Annotated in this window: 11 protein-coding genes; 4 read left to right on the top strand and 7 right to left on the bottom strand. The window is 71.6% G+C overall.

Annotation, left to right across the window (positions count from 1 at the left end):
- Window positions 1-46: 46 nt before the first annotated feature.
- Window positions 47-1,318, top strand: a complete 1,272-nt coding sequence (locus tag ACQPY4_RS15455; protein WP_433336809.1) for a GNAT family N-acetyltransferase — start codon at window positions 47-49, stop codon at window positions 1,316-1,318.
- 476 nt (window positions 1,319-1,794) lie between these two features.
- Here the strand turns inward: ACQPY4_RS15455 and ACQPY4_RS15460 are convergent, their stop codons facing one another.
- On the bottom strand, window positions 1,795-2,991 hold the full coding sequence (locus tag ACQPY4_RS15460; protein ID WP_433336811.1) for an MFS transporter: 1,197 nt from the start codon (window positions 2,989-2,991) through the stop codon (window positions 1,795-1,797).
- A 108-nt stretch (window positions 2,992-3,099) separates the two neighbouring features.
- On the opposite strand from ACQPY4_RS15460, the gene ACQPY4_RS15465 reads away from it, so the two are divergent.
- Complete coding sequence (locus ACQPY4_RS15465) at window positions 3,100-3,654, top strand: TetR/AcrR family transcriptional regulator (RefSeq protein WP_433336813.1); 555 nt, start codon at window positions 3,100-3,102, stop codon at window positions 3,652-3,654.
- On the opposite strand, the gene ACQPY4_RS15470 is transcribed toward ACQPY4_RS15465, so the two are convergent.
- The 4 genes from ACQPY4_RS15470 to ACQPY4_RS15485 all read right to left on the bottom strand — a co-directional run bounded on the left by ACQPY4_RS15470 (window position 3,648) and on the right by ACQPY4_RS15485 (window position 6,557).
- On the bottom strand, window positions 3,648-4,637 hold the full coding sequence (locus tag ACQPY4_RS15470) for a S66 family peptidase (RefSeq protein ID WP_433336815.1): 990 nt from the start codon (window positions 4,635-4,637) through the stop codon (window positions 3,648-3,650). The two genes, ACQPY4_RS15465 and ACQPY4_RS15470, sit on opposite strands and share 7 nt — an antisense overlap.
- A 9-nt stretch (window positions 4,638-4,646) precedes the next feature.
- Window positions 4,647-5,468 (bottom strand): NAD(P)H-binding protein, encoded by an 822-nt coding sequence (locus tag ACQPY4_RS15475; protein WP_433336817.1) that lies wholly within the window; start codon window positions 5,466-5,468, stop codon window positions 4,647-4,649.
- Entirely contained in the window at window positions 5,468-5,878 is a 411-nt protein-coding gene (locus ACQPY4_RS15480; protein WP_433336819.1) for a YybH family protein, read from the bottom strand. The genes ACQPY4_RS15475 and ACQPY4_RS15480 overlap by 1 nt, the downstream gene beginning before the upstream one ends.
- A gap of 70 nt (window positions 5,879-5,948) precedes the next feature.
- On the bottom strand, window positions 5,949-6,557 hold the full coding sequence (locus tag ACQPY4_RS15485; RefSeq protein ID WP_433336821.1) for a Type 1 glutamine amidotransferase-like domain-containing protein: 609 nt from the start codon (window positions 6,555-6,557) through the stop codon (window positions 5,949-5,951).
- A gap of 55 nt (window positions 6,558-6,612) precedes the next feature.
- Here ACQPY4_RS15485 and ACQPY4_RS15490 point away from each other — a divergent pair, with 55 nt between their 5' ends.
- Window positions 6,613-7,386, top strand: coding sequence for an NAD(P)-binding domain-containing protein (locus ACQPY4_RS15490; protein ID WP_433336823.1), 774 nt, complete (start codon window positions 6,613-6,615; stop codon window positions 7,384-7,386).
- Between the two features lie 188 nt (window positions 7,387-7,574).
- Window positions 7,575-9,944: an endopeptidase La gene (lon, locus tag ACQPY4_RS15495; RefSeq protein WP_433336825.1), complete on the top strand. Its 2,370-nt coding sequence runs from the start codon at window positions 7,575-7,577 to the stop codon at window positions 9,942-9,944.
- 152 nt (window positions 9,945-10,096) lie between these two features.
- Here lon and ACQPY4_RS15500 read toward each other — a convergent pair whose 3' ends face one another.
- On the bottom strand, window positions 10,097-11,596 hold the full coding sequence (locus tag ACQPY4_RS15500) for a nitroreductase family deazaflavin-dependent oxidoreductase (protein WP_433336827.1): 1,500 nt from the start codon (window positions 11,594-11,596) through the stop codon (window positions 10,097-10,099).
- Window positions 11,597-11,731: 135 nt separating this feature from the next.
- A complete protein-coding gene (locus ACQPY4_RS15505) occupies window positions 11,732-15,082 on the bottom strand; it encodes a hypothetical protein (RefSeq protein WP_433336829.1) in 3,351 nt (1,116 codons plus the stop codon).
- Between the last annotated feature and the right edge of the window lie 15 nt (window positions 15,083-15,097).

A 15,097-nucleotide genomic window follows, 5' to 3' on the forward strand; every position in this document is an offset into this window, starting at 1 on the left:
CACCCCTACGTTTGACCGAGTCAAACAATCACGGTGGAGGGTGTTCATGGACGAGGTCGCCACGGTCAGGTCGTTCAACCGCTTCTACACCGGCGTCATCGGTGTGCTCGGCGACGGCCTGCTGAAGACCCCGTACTCGCTCACCGAGGCACGGGTGATCTTCGAACTGGCCCAGCGCCAGGACACCGAGGTCCTCGCCCTGCGCCGCACCCTCGGCCTGGACCCCGGCTACCTCAGCCGGATGCTCGCCCGCTTCGAGTCCGACGCCCTGGTCGAGCGCGAACGTTCGCCCGACGACGCCCGGCGCCAGATCGTCCGGCTCACCGGCCGGGGCCGCGAGGTCTTCGCCACGCTCGACGAGCGCTCCGCCACCGAGATCCGCGACCTGCTGGCCGGACTCCCCGGCGAGGCCCGCACACGGCTGCTGGCGTCCATGCGCACCATCCAGGACGTGCTCGGCGACCGCCCCGCCCCGCACCCCGAGCCGCGCGGCGAGCGTTCCGCCGCGGGCTCGGAGTTGCGCGGCGAGCGTTCCGCCGCGGGCTCGGAGTTGCGCGGCGAGCGTTCCGCCGCGGGCTCGGAGTTGCGCGGCGACCGTTCCGCCGCGGGCTCGGAGTTGCGCGGCGACCGTTCCGCCCCCGGCCCGGAGTTGCGTGATGAGCGTTCCGCCGCGGGCCCGGAGTTGTGCGAAGACCGTCCTGGCGCGGGCTCGGAGTTGCGTGGCGAGCGTTCCGCCGCGGGCCTGGAGTTGCGCGGCGAGCGTTCCGCCGCGCGCCCCGAGTTGCGCGGCGAGCGTTCCGTCGCGGGTCTGGAGTTGTGCGAAGACCGTCCCGGCGGGGGCTTGGAGTTGCGCGGTCTGCGTCCCGGTGACCTGGGCTGGGTCGTCCAGCGCAACGGCGTCCTGTACGACCGCGAATGTGGCTGGGACCGCACCTATGAGGCCCTGGTCGCCCGCGTGGCCGCCGACTATGCCGCGAACCACGACCCGTCCCGCGAGGACGCCTGGATCGCCGAGCGGAACGGCGAGCCCGTGGGCTGCGTCTTCTGCGTCCGCAAGACGGACCGCACCGCCCAGCTGCGCCTCCTGCACGTCGAGCCCGAGGCGCGGGGCCTGGGAATCGGCGCGGCCCTCATCGACGCCTGCCTGGCGTTCGCGGAGAAGGCGGGTTACGAGGACGTCGTGCTCTGGACCACCGCGCTTCAGAAGCCGGCCCACCGCCTCTACGAACGGGCGGGCTTCCGGCTGGAGACAGAGGAAGATCCCGTCCACCGGTTCGGGGACGAGATCAACGGCCAGATCTGGCGCAAAGCCTTCTGAGAAACGGCCATGGCCCGCGGAACGCTTTCCACGGGCCAGGCGCGCATCGTCACGGGCGTCCGGGACGGGGGTCGGGACGAAACCGGTCGCCCGCGTTCATCGGCTACCGCCGAACCGGGTCGGTGCTGACGCTCCCTCCCTTCGCCGAAAGGGGAAGGGCCGGGCCGATGGCGTTGCTCGAGGACACCACCGGCCCGGCGGAGAAGGACGCCGGGGCCATGGGGGCGTAGGGCCCCGGCGTCCCGGTCGGCCGAGGGCCCGAGGTGTGTCCCGCCGCGCGGGAACGCCCTCGATCGTCCGGAAGCATGCACCCCTCCCCTTCGGTGTCCTAACTCAGAGTCACGATCTCGTTGCGGTAAGTACCCGCGCCCCATGTCCGTGTAAACCCAGGTCAACGAGATTTCGACGCCTCGATCATGAACGGGTCACGGGACCCCATGACAGATCGTCACCATTCCCCAGTAAGAAGACGCGGCTCAGCGGCGCGCCGCCAGGGGTGCGGCCTCCGACGCGTCCGCGGCCGCCGGACGGGTCAGCCGGTGCGCGAGTTCGGACAGGACGAGCGCGACCACCGACAGCCCGGCGGCGTAGAGGGCCAGACGGGCGGCGCCCGACCAGCTGATGCCGAGGGCCCCCAGAACGCCCGACAGCGAGATCGCCAGATAGAGGATCGCCGCGTTCAGGGACACCAGAACCGACGCCGAGGCCGGGTCGAGCGCGATCAGCCGCGTCTGCTGCGGGGTCGTGATGGCGTAGGCCGTGAACCCGTATGCGACCGCCATCGGCAACGCCAGGGCATACGAGCCCGTGGTCAGCGGCACCACCAGGAGGGCACCGGTCAGGAGCACGAGTGCGCCGCTCACCACCGCGCGTCCGCCGAAACGATCGGCCAGGACGCCCGCCGCGTAGTTCGCCGCCGTCCCTGCCACCCCGAATGCGAACAGCAGGACCGCGAGCCGGTTGCCGTCCCCGTCCGTCGCGGGTTCGAAGACGGCCGCGACATACGTGTAGGGGATGTACACGGCCGTGAATCCCACCAACGTCGTCGCCATCAGGGCCAGCGCCCGGCGATCGCGCAGAGGAGTCAGGCGTTCGCGCAGCCCCTCCGGCGCGGGCGCAGCGACATTACGAGGGACCAGCAACGCGACCCCCGCCGCGCCCACCACCGCCAACGCCACGAGGAACCAGACCGTCGACCGCCACCCGAAAGCGCCGCCCAAGGCGGTGCCGATCGGTGCCCCCAATGCCGTCGCCGCCGTGAACCCGGTCGTGACCGTGGCGATCGCGCGTCCCCGCCGGTCGGCCGCAACCATCGACGCCGCGGTCACCGCCGCCGCCGGGACGAACAGCCCCGCGCCCGCGGCCGCCACCATCTGCGCCCCCACCAGCAGGACGAACGACGGCGCCAGCGCGGTCGCGACGTTCCCCGCCAGGTAGACGCCCAGCGCGACCAGCAGGATCCGGCGCCGGGGCCAGGCCGCCGTCAGCGTGTTCAGCACCGGCGCCAGCACCGCGCAGACCAGCGCGAACGCGGTCACCACCTGCCCGGCCGCCGCCACCGACACCTCGAACGACCGGCTCAGTTCGGGCAGCACCCCGGCCAGGACGAACTCGTCCGTCCCGACCGCGAACACCCCCACGCCCAGCGCCGGAACACCCCAACGAGCACTCATGCCGCCTCCAGGAATCCGCGCGACCGGACCAAGAGGGAACCGATCGGTACCATCTCATGACGGTACCGATCGGTTCCGTTGCCGGTCAAGATCGGATAGCCTGGCCGCATGCCGACCCACGCCCGCGAGCGACTCGTCCGGGCCGCCGAGGAGCTCTTCTACACCGAGGGCATCCACGCGGTCGGCGTCGAACGCCTGCTGTCGGCCTCGGGCGTGGGACGGGCGTCCTTCTACCGCCATTTCGCGGGCAAGGACGACCTGGTCGCCACCGTCCTGCGCGAACGCGACGCGTCCTGGCGGCAGGCCCTGGCCGAGGAGGTCGCCGCGCGCGGCAACGGCCCGCTCGACGTCTTCGACGTGATGGCGGGCCGCTACCAGTCCGGCGACTTCCACGGCTGCTCGTTCATCAACGCCATGGCCGAGATCGGCGACCGCGACCACACCGTCTACGCCATGGCCAACGAGCACAAGCGCGCGGTCGCGGACTACTTCAAGGAACTCCTGCGAATCCCCGGCCCCGAAGGCGAGGAGCTGGCCCAGAGCCTCGTGCTCCTCCTGGACGGCGCCACCGTCACCGCCCTGCGTGACCGCTCACCCGAGCCGGCCCTCCGCGCCAAGGCGATGGCCGCCCTCCTCCTGCGGGAGCACGCTGAGAATCAGTGACGCAGCAGCGTCAGTCCGGTCCGCTCGCCGGAGACCCAGAGGCGCGCCCGGCCGCCGATCGGGAACGTCACCATCGGGGTCGTGTGCCCCACATCGACGTTCGCCAGGACCGGCAGCCCCGCCAGCCCCGGCTGGATTCCCACGATGTGCTCCAGCAGTTCCCGCGTCATACCGCTGGCCTTCTGGAAACGTCCGATCACGACTCCGAGAATTCCGGTCGCGTCGGGTGTCTGGAGCAGCGAGGCCAGGTTCCGCGCGAACGTCGCGGGATGCGACTCGAAATCGTCCTCGACGACCAGGACGGTGCCGTCCAGTGAGGGCATGAAAGGCGTTCCCTGGAGCAGATTCAGCGTGCCGAGATTTCCGCCGACGATCCGTCCCTCCGCCTCGCCCTCCTGGAGCTCCCACCACCCCTCGTTCGGCATCAGCTCACGGGCGTCCTGATCGAGAAACCAGAGGTCGTCGCTCCAATGCCCGGCCGAGGCCAGCTCCAGCGGGGCGTCGCCGAACATCACCGACGCGAACCAGCCCAGGGTCTCCTCGAAGTGGTCGCGCATCCCGAACGTCGCCCAGTGCGGCCCGGAATAGGTCACCAGCCCGGCCCGGGCCAGCATCGCGTTCTGCAGGGCGGTGATATCGGAGAATCCGCAGAAGACCTTCGGATGGGAACCGATCAGCTCCCAATCCAGAAACGGCAGCAACTCGTTGCAGTTGTGCCCGCCGAGCACGGTGAGGATCGCCGCGACCGAAGGATCGGCGAAGGCCTCGTGCAGATCGGCGACCCGCGACTCCACGCTGGACGAGCCGCGAATGTCACGCTCGTCGACATGCCGTCCATACGAAAGCACAAGCCCCAGCTCGTCGAACCGGGCCCGGATGAGCTTCGTATGGTCGTGCTCCATCACCACGGCCCGCGACAGGGCGGGGGCGACCACCCGCACGCCGTCCCCGGCCCGCAGCTTCCGAGGGAAGACCACACCCATGCCCGAACTCTAGAGGAAGTCGGCTTTGTGGGTGCGGGCCCATTCCGCGAACGTATGGGCGGGCTGCCCGGTCACTTGGTGAACGATGTCAGAGGTCTCCGCGGGCACCCCGTTGGCGGAGGCCCAATGGTTCAGGACGGCGTCCACCACCACCGGAGGCAGGCTCCTGGACATGTCCTCACGGGCCTCATCGGGAGTGATCTGCTCGAAGACGATGTCGCGGCCCAGGGCGTCCGCGATCTGGCCGACCTGCGTCCGCAGTGACAGCGACTCGGGGCCATGGACGGTGTACGCCTTCCCCTCATGACCCGGCTTCGTCAGAGCCGTGACGGCGATATCGGCGATGTCCTTCTCATGGATCGGAGCGGTCCGGGCCTCGGGATAAGCGCCCCTGACCAGGCCCTCTTCGCGGATCGAATCCGCCCACCACCAGCGGCAGTTCCCGGCGAACGCCCCGGGCCGGACGAACGTCCAGGCAATGCCCGAACGCTCGATGGCCAGCTCGACGGCACGGTGCTGCCGTGCGATGAACGAATCCTCGGCCCCCGGGTGGACGATGGCCTCGGACGACAGCAGCACCACATGCTCCACCCCGGCGGCCTTGGCCGCCTCGGCGAAACCCTCGGCCCCCTCGGCCTTGGCATAAAGAAAGACCTTCCGGGCGCCGTCCAAAGCACCGGGCAGCGTCTCGGGCCGCTCCAGATCGGCGGCCACGAAATCGCCCGTCCGGGGATTCCGGCTCGTCAGCCGCACCGTCTCCCCGGCCTGGCGCAGACCGGCGGCGACATGCCGTCCCACGTTCCCCTGGGCGCCGAACACCACCGCGACCATCAGCCCACCACATTCGTGTTGTGCAGGGCACTGATCCACCAGCGCCCGTCCCGCCGGGACGCGACCACGGTGCCGTGGTTGGCGAACTCACGCTCCGGCGTGGCCATCTCCTGCCGGATGTGCAGCACCGCCTCGTCCGGCCCGAGCATCGTCGCGCTCAGCACCGACTGACGCATCGTCCACGTCGACACGACCTCCGCCAGACGGGCCGTGTGATAGGCGAACAGTTCGTCCCATCCCCGGATGATCCGGCCATCGGGCACGACCACCACGGCGTCCGCCGCGAACGGACGATCGAGCACGGCGGCCTCCTTGCGGTTGAAACCCTCCGCCAGCTCCGCGACCAGCTCACGAAGCTCCTTCAAATCCCCTTCACCAGGAATCTCACGCACACTCGGCCGGACGCTCATGGTCTTCTCCTCAACGCGACGCCCACCGCCGCACACCACAAACGCTAGAAGCGCCCCAAAGCCCCCCGCATCAGTCGAGTGACTGGCCCCCCGACGCCCGAATCTCCCAAGACGCCCCATCAACGACCACGGCCTGATCATCCTCAAGCGAGACAAACCGCGCCGGATCCTGCCGATCATGCCGTTCGGCGTTCCCGCGTCCACGATGCGGCAGCACCGTGAACGGAACCAGCCCCAGTCCCGCCGTGGAGGCGACCCGCCCCGGATCCTCGGCGTCCGCGAAGAAGCCAAGATCAGGCCCAGCCAACGCAGCCCCAGCGGAAACACCCACGTCGACCGTCCTCCCACGACGAACGGCCTCGGCGACAACCCGATCGAAACCAGTACGCCGCACATGCTCCAACAGAAAGATCGCGTAACCCCCGGTCACGAACACCAGATCGCACGACCGGAGAACACGCTCGACCTCAACCCGATCAGCGCACTCCAGATCAAGCCGCTCAACGACCATCCCCTGCCTGACCAGCAAACGCTCAGCCCCCTCCACAAAGGGCGCCGACGCCATCGGTTTGGACGCGGTGGGCACGAGAATCGCTCGCCCGGGCACCACGGGCAGCGACGCGAGCCAGCCCGGCAGAGCCCCCAACCCAGCCGACCCAAGAAACAACCGTTGGCGCATTGCGCGTCCTCCATCAGCCCCGATACAGATCTACGGACCACGATCATCACGCGGTATGGAGGCGGCATTGAAGCGCATAGGCATCATCGGGGTGGGCGAGATCGGCCGGGCCATCGTGACCGGCCTGTACCGCGACGAGTCGCCAGAGGTCTTCCTCTCTCCCCGGGGAGCCAGCACGGTCGCGGAGCTGTCCTCGCGCTATCCGGGAGTGCACGTCTGCGCCGACAACCAGGAGGTGGTGGACCGCTCCGAAATAGTGATCATCGCCGTCCGCCGCCAGGACCGGCACGAGGCGCTCACCGGGGTGCGGGTGGACGCCGACAAGATCGTGGTCAACGTGATGTCCGGCGTCGGCACCGACGACCTGCGCCGCACCCTGGCCACCACCGCCCCGCTGATCAGAGCCATCCCCCTGCCCGCCGTCCGCGAACGCCGCGCCGTCACGGTGACGTGCCCGTCCCACTCAGTAGTAGACGCCCTTTTCGAGCACCTTGGCGGAGCACTCCCGGTCGCGGACGAGACGGCCTTCGACGTCTACTCCGCCCTCACGGGAACGCTGACCACCCACTACTCGTACCTCGCCACGCTCACGTCCTGGGCCGGTGACCACGGCATCCCAGCCGAAGAAGCGGACCGCTACATCCGCAGCCTCTTCCAGAACGTCGGCCGCGCCCTGGACGACGACACCCGGACCCTGCACCAACTGGCCGCCGACCACGAAACCCCGAAGGGCAACAACGAACGCATCCGCACCACCTGGTTCACCCCCTCCAACGCCGAGGCCCTGACCAAGGCCCTCAACGACCTCCTCACCACCCTCAAGCAGTGACCACAACCCAGGCAGCCCGGGAATTCCGCTAGCGGCTGTCCACGACCGCCAGGGCGCCCGCCCGCCACCGGCTAACCGGGAGGGTGATCGCTGAGAGCGAACGGGGGGAGGAAACAAAAGCGTGCTCCGTTTTCTTGAGTGTGTATGACTCAACTTGTTGGGTCGACTCTAGAGACTGGGAGCTGAGCATGAGCGAGACCCTGACGTTGCCGGTGTTGCCCCTGGACGACGGGGCCGTTCTGCCGGGGATGGTCGTGCCGCTGGATCTGTCGGAGAGCGGGGAGGTGCGGGCGGCCATCGAGGCGGCTCGGGTGGCGTCGGCGGGGAAGCCGCGGGTGCTGCTGGTGCCGCGGTTGAACGGGCAGTACGCCGCCGTGGGGACGCTGGGCGTCGTCGAGCAGGAGGGGCGGTTGCCCGGGGGTGAGCCCGGGGCCGTGGTGCGCGGTGTTTCGCGGGTGCGGATCGGGACCGGGACGACCGGGCCCGGGGCGGCGCTGTGGGTCGAGGGGACCGAGATCCAGCCGCCGCCGCCGAGCGGGCGGGCTCACGAGCTGGCCAAGGAGTACAAGGGGCTGGTGAGCGCGATCCTGCAGAAGCGGGGCGCGTGGCAGGTCGTGGACGTGGTGCAGCAGATCGACGATCCGTCGACGCTGGCCGACAACGCCGGGTACGCGCCGTACCTGTCGGACGAGCAGAAGATCGAGGTCCTGGAGACCGCCGATGTGGTGGAGCGGCTGAACCTGGTGATCGGGTGGGCCCGCGACCATCTGGCCGAGCTGGACGTGGCGGAGACGATCCGCAAGGACGTCCAGGAGGGCATGGAGAAGACGCAGCGCGAGTTCCTGCTGCGGCAGCAGCTGGAGGCCGTCCGCAAGGAGCTGGCCGAGCTGAACGGCGACCCGGCCGACGAGGAGGACGACTACCGGGCGCGGATCGAGGCCGCCGACCTGCCGGAGAAGGTGCGCGAGGCCGCGCTCAAGGAGGTCGACAAGCTGGAGCGGTCGTCGGACGCCTCGCCCGAGGGCGGCTGGATCCGGACGTGGCTCGACACGGTTCTGGACATCCCGTGGAACACCCGGACGGAGGACTCCTATGACATCGGGGGCGCCCGGGAGATCCTGGACGCCGACCACGCGGGTCTCGACGATGTGAAGGAGCGCATCATCGAGTACCTGGCCGTGCGCAAGCGGCGCGCGGATCGGGGTCTCGGGGTCGTCGGGGGACGGCGCAGCGGCGCGGTCCTGGCGCTGACGGGGCCGCCCGGGGTCGGCAAGACCTCGCTGGGCGAGTCGGTGGCGCGGGCGATGGGACGCGAGTTCGTCCGGGTCGCGCTCGGCGGCGTCCGGGACGAGGCGGAGATCCGGGGCCACCGGCGGACGTACGTGGGGGCGCTGCCCGGACGGATCGTGCGGGCCGTCAGGGAGGCGGGGTCGATGAACCCGGTCGTCCTGCTGGACGAGGTCGACAAGGTGGGGGCCGACTACCGGGGCGACCCGACGGCGGCGCTGCTGGAGGTCCTGGACCCCGAGCAGAACCACACGTTCCGCGACCACTACCTGGAGGTCGAGCTCGATCTGAGCGACGTGCTGTTCCTGGCCACGGCGAACGTGGTCGAGGCGATCCCGGGGCCGCTGCTGGACCGGATGGAGCTGGTGCAGCTCGACGGCTACACCGAGCACGAGAAGGTCACCATCGCCCGCGACCACCTGCTGCCCCGGCAGCTAGACAAGGCCGGGCTGGAGGCGAGCGAGGTCTCCTTCGAGGACGACGCGCTGCGGCTCCTGGCGGCGGAGTACACGCGGGAGGCGGGCGTCCGGTCGCTGGACCGGTCGATCGCCCGGGTGCTGCGCAAGGTCGCGGCCAACGTGGCGCTGGAGAAGGCGGAGCTCCCGGTCGCGGTCGGCGTGGACAACCTGAAGGACTACCTGGGACGGCCGAGGTTCACGCCGGAGGTCGAGCTGAGCAAGTCCGAGCGGCGCACCGGGGTCCCGGGTGTGGCGACGGGGCTGGCGGTCACCGGGGCCGGGGGTGACGTGCTCTACATCGAGGCGTCGCTGGCCGACAAGGAGACCGGCGACACCGGGGTGACGCTCACCGGGCAGCTCGGCGACGTGATGAAGGAGTCGGCCAGGATCGCGCTCAGCTACCTGCGCTCGCGCGGGGCGGAGCTGGAGCTTCCGGTCGGCGATCTGAAGGAGCGCGGCGTGCACGTCCACGTGCCGGCGGGCGCGGTCCCGAAGGACGGCCCGAGCGCGGGCATCACGATGACCACGGCGCTGGCCTCGCTGCTGTCGGGACGTCCGGTCAGGTCGGACGTGGCGATGACCGGTGAGGTGTCGCTGACCGGCAAGGTCCTGCCGATCGGCGGGCTGAAGCAGAAGCTGCTGGCGGCCAGCCGGCTCGGCATCACCACGGCGGTCGTGCCCAAGCGCAACGAGCCCGACCTGGAGGACGTGCCGGCCGAGGTGCTGGAGAAGCTGACGGTGTTCGCGGTCAGCGACGTCCGCGAGGTGCTGGAGATCGCTCTGGAGCCGGCGACGACGCCGGTGTCGGTCTAGAAAGTCGAGGACGCCCGTGCCGAGCCCCCCAAAGGCCGGCACGGGCGTCCTCCGGGTCGCCGCACGCCGGCCTACCGGCGGCGACCACTGGCGACTTCCGTAAGTATTTTGCGCCCGATCTGCCCCGAATGGGAAGGGTTACCGCAATTCTCTCAAGGACTGAGACGGAAGACGCGCAGGCGCCGGTCGACTCTTTCCTGGTAGCGGGCGTAGACCGGCCAGACCTCCAGGAGGCGTGGCCAGATCGCGTCACGTTCGGCGTCGGTGAGGCGGCGGGCGGTGACCGGCGTCGTCCGTCCCCGGAAGGTGACCTCGGCGCCGGGGTTCCTGAGCAGGTTGCCCGTCCAGGCCGGGTGCTTCTCGCGGCCGAAGTTGGAGCCGACGACGATCCACGAGCCGTCCGGTTCGGGCATGCAGGCCAGCGGTGTGGTGCGGGGGAGCCCGCTGACGGCGCCGGTGGTCGTCAGCACCAGGCTCGGGACGAGGGCCTGGCCGAGCATCACGCGTCCCCGGGTCAGCCGGAACAGCGCCCGGTCCAGGGGCGGGACGAGCTTGGGCCCGACCTTGGAGAACAGCGGCGAGCCGGAGATCCGCTGGAACAGCGGGCCCGCCGTGCGCTGGAGGAACGTCGGGGAAGGTCCTGCGGGGGCCAGCCGACCGGCCCGGCGGGACGGCAGGTGCCCGGTCTCGGCCAGCCAGCGCAGCGTGTCGGCGAGGGTCTCGGCGGCGGGGCGCGGGGTGAGGCCGAGGGCCTCGCGGGCGGGACGGTCGTCGGTCGGGACGAGCCCGACCATGAACTCGGCGGCGTCGCGGGTCAGCGGGAAGTCGAAGGGCCGGACGCTCTTGGCCAGGTCGAGCGCCGACCCGAGCCCGAGCATGACGGCGTCCGGCACGCGGAAGCGGCGGCATCTGACACCGGTCAGGTCGTCGCAGAGGTCGGCGTACTCGGGCCACGTCAGGTAGTGGCCGCCCATAAGCCAGCGTTTCCCGGTGTGGCGGCCGTCGATCACTCGGGCCAGGGCCTCGGCCAGGTCGCGGACGTCGATGACCGTGACCCCGCCGCCGGGCAGCGGCCAGACGGATTTGAGCGCGGCGGCCAGCCCTTCCATCAGGGCGTCCAGGTTCGGCTGGTGCGGGCCGCAGACGCCTCCCGGGTACACGATCGTGACGGGCGCGCCGCTGTCCTGGAGGTCGCGCACGTAGCACTCGGCCGCGACCTTGGAGCGGCCGTAGTCGTTGCGCGGCGCGGCCAGCGGCGTCCCGGCGGTGATCACGGGCGCTCCGGGCGGGACGAAGACGGCCACGGTGGAGATGTGCACGACCGGGCTGAGCCCGTGGGCGACGGCGGCGCCGACCACGTTGCGGGTGCCGGTGAGGTTGGCCTGGGTCCCGGCCTGGTGCGTGACGCCGATCGCGGCGGCGGCGTGGATGGCGGCGTCACAGCCGTCCAGGCCGCGCTCGACGCCGGCCGGGTGCAGCATGTCGCCCTCGACCAGGTCGACGTCCCCGGCCGCGACGCCGATGGTCTCCAGGGCCCGGACGGCCCGCGCGGGATCGCGCACCAGAGCCCGCGGGACGTGCCCGGCCTCCAGCAGGGCGCGGACGGCATAGGACCCGACAAATCCGGACGCACCGGTAAGGAAGACCCGCATGCGAGGAAACTACTGCTCAGCGGGCTGATCGGGCCAGGACCGCCTCGGCGGCCGGGATCGTGCCGTCGCCGCCGCGTCGCCCTGGAAGAACGCAGCCGCTGCCTGCCGGGACGAGTATGGCGCGCCGCCCTGCCCCTACTCCGAGGCGGTGAGGACGGTTCGGGCGCGGTAGGCGACGTCCGGGTTCGGGTGGGCGCGCAGCGCGCGGAGCAGTTCGCGCCACTCCCGGTCCCAGCCCGCGCGCCTGCCGTGCAGTTCGGTCAGGACGCACGCGAACAGGCCCCCGCCCAGGTCGCCGCGCGCGGCCAAGCGGGTCGCGTGCGGCAGAACCACCTCGGGCGCGGGCAGGCTCGATTCGCTCCAGCGACCCGCACCCTGGGTCCCGGCCACCCAGTCGAGGGCCGGGTAACCGAGCGGGCGGTCGGCCAGCCCGTCCAGGACGGTCGCGGCGCCGTCGTCCCACCGCAGCGTCGCGGCGGTCAGCCAGGCGTCCAGGGGCTCGGGCAAACGGCCGGAGAACGCCCGTACGGCGGCGGAGTCCCGATCCCAGGACAGCTGTTCGGCGAGCGCCTTGAGCCGCTGGTACGAGGGCAGGTCGCGTTCGGCCCCGGCGTTGTCGCGCGCCGGAGACGCGGCCAACCTCTCCGCCGCGTCCACGAGCGCCTCGACGCCGATGCCCTGGCGTGCGCACGCGACCAGCGCGCTCAGCGCGGTACGCCAGCTCGCGGTCTCCTCAAGGTCGGTGACCAGGCCCGCGAGGAACGGCGCGATCGCGGGCGACCACGGGGCCCAGGCGGGCAGCGCCGTCAGAGCCTGCTCGCGTGTCTCGATGTCCTCCGACCCCGCGACGCGCAGGACGAGCGCGGCGTACCGAGCGGGCTCCTCGATCTCGAAGGGCTGGGCGCCCAGCACGGCGGAGGCGATGCCGGGCTCGGCGCGGGCGGCCTCGGTCAGGATGCGTTCGGCGGTCGGGTGGTGCAGGTGGGGGCGTAGGGCTGAGGCGATGGCGGCGCGGACGTCGCGGTGCTGGTCGGGGTTGTCCCAGGCGGTGGCGATGATGTTGATGGCGTTGGGGACGTGTTCGCGGAGCAGGATGCGCAGGGCTTCTTTGCGGGCGGTGATCTTGCCGTCGGTGAGTACGGGGGTCAGGGCTTGGGCCAGTGCGGAGGGGCGGACGAACCGGACCGCGCGGCTGGCGGCGTACATCGCGACGTGCGCGTCGTCGGAGGCCGCCTCGTCCAGGAGGAGGGGCAGGACGTCCTGCGGGGTGGCGATCCACGGCGCGGCGGTCAGCGCCGACCGCCGCACCAGCACGGCGGTCGCATCCGCCTGCCGTGGCGGCAGGTACGGGCGCAGCTGGTCGAGCCCGACGCCCGGTACCTCCCCGATGGCCCGAACGGCCGCGGCGCGGTCGGCGATCGGACGCTCACCGTCCCCGGCCACCCGATGGAGAAGGGCGAGGTAATCGCCGCGCTGCCGCGCCGTCCAGCGGCGCATCCAGGCGCGGGCGGGCTCGGGCACGTGGACCACGCCGGGATTCCAGAACCGGCCCGCGAGCCGACCCCCGCCGAGGACGAGGTGCAGCAGGTCGGTGCGCTCGCGGGCGATCACGGCGAAGACCGGGGCGAGGGTCGCGGCCGAGGGGTCCTCGGACACCAGCCGTCCGGCCCGATCGGCGCGGGTGCGCGGCGGCGCGAGCCAGAGTTCGATCACCCTCCTGGTCACGTCGCCGTCCGGGGCAGACAGCGCGGCCTCTTCCAGTTCCCGCTGGAGTTCCGCGACGCCGTGCGCCCGGCGCCCCAGCGCCTCGGCTAGCTGGACGGTCAGGACATGATCGCCCCGGTGGCGAGCCCCGGCCAGACAGGGCGCGAGCCAGTCCACCGGCCGGTGCTCATCACCGTGCCATGGCACCAGGTCGAGCGTGTTCTCGGGCAGTTCGCCGTCCCTCGCGGCGATCTTCCGCAGGATCTCCAGGCCGACCGTCATCATCACGGGGTCGCCCAGCGCGGCGCCCCGTTCGCAGACGGTCGTGGCCAGCAGGGACAGGCTCTCCCGCGTCTCCCACGAGCAGTCGCGCGCCTGGAGCGCGTCCTCGGCGATCCGTTCGAGGTACGGGCCGTGCTCGGGACACAGCGCCCGGGCCGGGACGCCCGCCAGCGCGGTGATCGCCTGATGCCTGGCCTTGTCGTGCTCGTTGCGGAGCCGTCCCAGCGACTCCAGCAGGCGCGTGATCACCTGGGGGTCGCGCTCGCGTCCGGCACAGTCGATCAGCAGGCCGTAACCACGGACGCGGTCTTTGGGGTTCTGCCGCCGGGTGACCTCCGTCAGAACGGGAGCGGCCTCGTCGTAGGGGAGGAACGCCCAGGCCTCCAGGGTCTTCCGGGGCGAGTCGGCCACGCGCCGCAATCCGAGCATCCGGCGGGCCTCGCGGTGCTGGACGGCCCGGGGGAGGAGCGACAGCAACTCGCCGGGGATCTCCAGGGTGGCGCGGTCGATCCCGGTCATCGCGCTGTCGAAGACCCGCTCTCTGCGGCCCGGCGGGATCTGGGCGAGCAGCGGTTCGAGCGTGGTGGAGTCGTTCCCGACGGCACGCGCGACCTGGGCGGCCGCGTCGTCGCCGAGCGCGGCGGTGGGGAAGCGACGGGTGGTGATCAGCTCGGGCAGCCACCGCCCCTGCCCGCTCGCCAGCAGGAGCGCCAGCATCCGGCGGGGCTCGGCGGCGAGCAGCGCGCCGAGGCTGGTGTGCAGGCCCGCCGGCAGGGCCGCGTCCATCCAACGCCGTGCCCAGCGATGGATCGAACCCTCCGGTTCCGCCAGCAGGCCCGCGACCGCCCAATACCGTTCCAGAAGGCCGACCACGCGCGTCGGGTCGTGCGAGACCGCGATCGCGACACCGGGCCACATCCGCTTCAGCCAGATCGCCACCTCGCGTTCGGGCAGCTCGGCCAGGAAGCTCTCGGCATGGTCGAGGACGACGTCCGGGTGGGCGCGCCCGAGGGACTTCCAGTTGGGCACCAGCCGCGCCACACGCGGGAGCCACTCCCGCACGACCCGCTCGCGGCAGACCGGGAGCAGGGCCGCGGCCTCGCCCGGCCCCCAACGCTCGGCCACCGGGCCGACCAGCCGTTCGGCCACGTCGGTCCGGCGCCACCGGCGCAGACCCGCATACGCCGCCGACCGGACGGCCGAGGGCGCCTCGGCCACCACGGCCGCGAAGACCACGGCCTCGACGCCGAACCTGGCCGCGAGCCCCATCGCCCGGGCCGCGAGCTCCGCGTCCGGGTCGCGCATCGCCCGGACCACATGCTCGCGGTGCCGCGCCGTGGCCGCCAGGAACAGGGCGGTCGAGCGCTCGTAGTACCCGCCGCGGCCCAGATCGTCCAGCAGCCCGTCGAGATGGGGCGAGTCACGCAGGTCCGCGAGCCGGCGGCACCGCTCGCCGAAGGGCAGCGGCTCGATCTCGTCCAGCAGGTTCGTCGCGCGCATCCCTCATCTGACGCG

It is taken from the genome of Spirillospora sp. CA-294931 (genome assembly GCF_050946795.1).
Classification (GTDB): domain Bacteria; phylum Actinomycetota; class Actinomycetes; order Streptosporangiales; family Streptosporangiaceae; genus Spirillospora.

Bases quoted from the DNA above. Each gene is read 5' to 3' on its own strand.
- ACQPY4_RS15500 (WP_433336827.1), bottom strand. From the start codon at position 11,596: ATGCGGGTCTTCCTTACCGGTGCGTCCGGATTTGTCGGGTCCTATGCC.
- ACQPY4_RS15455 (WP_433336809.1), top strand. From the start codon at position 47: ATGGACGAGGTCGCCACGGTCAGGTCGTTCAACCGCTTCTACACCGGC.
- ACQPY4_RS15505 (WP_433336829.1), bottom strand. From the start codon at position 15,082: ATGCGCGCGACGAACCTGCTGGACGAGATCGAGCCGCTGCCCTTCGGC.
- ACQPY4_RS15480 (WP_433336819.1), bottom strand. From the start codon at position 5,878: ATGAGCGTCCGGCCGAGTGTGCGTGAGATTCCTGGTGAAGGGGATTTG.
- ACQPY4_RS15465 (WP_433336813.1), top strand. From the start codon at position 3,100: ATGCCGACCCACGCCCGCGAGCGACTCGTCCGGGCCGCCGAGGAGCTC.
- ACQPY4_RS15485 (WP_433336821.1), bottom strand. From the start codon at position 6,557: ATGCGCCAACGGTTGTTTCTTGGGTCGGCTGGGTTGGGGGCTCTGCCG.
- ACQPY4_RS15470 (WP_433336815.1), bottom strand. From the start codon at position 4,637: ATGGGTGTGGTCTTCCCTCGGAAGCTGCGGGCCGGGGACGGCGTGCGG.
- ACQPY4_RS15490 (WP_433336823.1), top strand. From the start codon at position 6,613: ATGGAGGCGGCATTGAAGCGCATAGGCATCATCGGGGTGGGCGAGATC.
- ACQPY4_RS15460 (WP_433336811.1), bottom strand. From the start codon at position 2,991: ATGAGTGCTCGTTGGGGTGTTCCGGCGCTGGGCGTGGGGGTGTTCGCG.
- ACQPY4_RS15475 (WP_433336817.1), bottom strand. From the start codon at position 5,468: ATGGTCGCGGTGGTGTTCGGCGCCCAGGGGAACGTGGGACGGCATGTC.
- lon (WP_433336825.1), top strand. From the start codon at position 7,575: ATGAGCGAGACCCTGACGTTGCCGGTGTTGCCCCTGGACGACGGGGCC.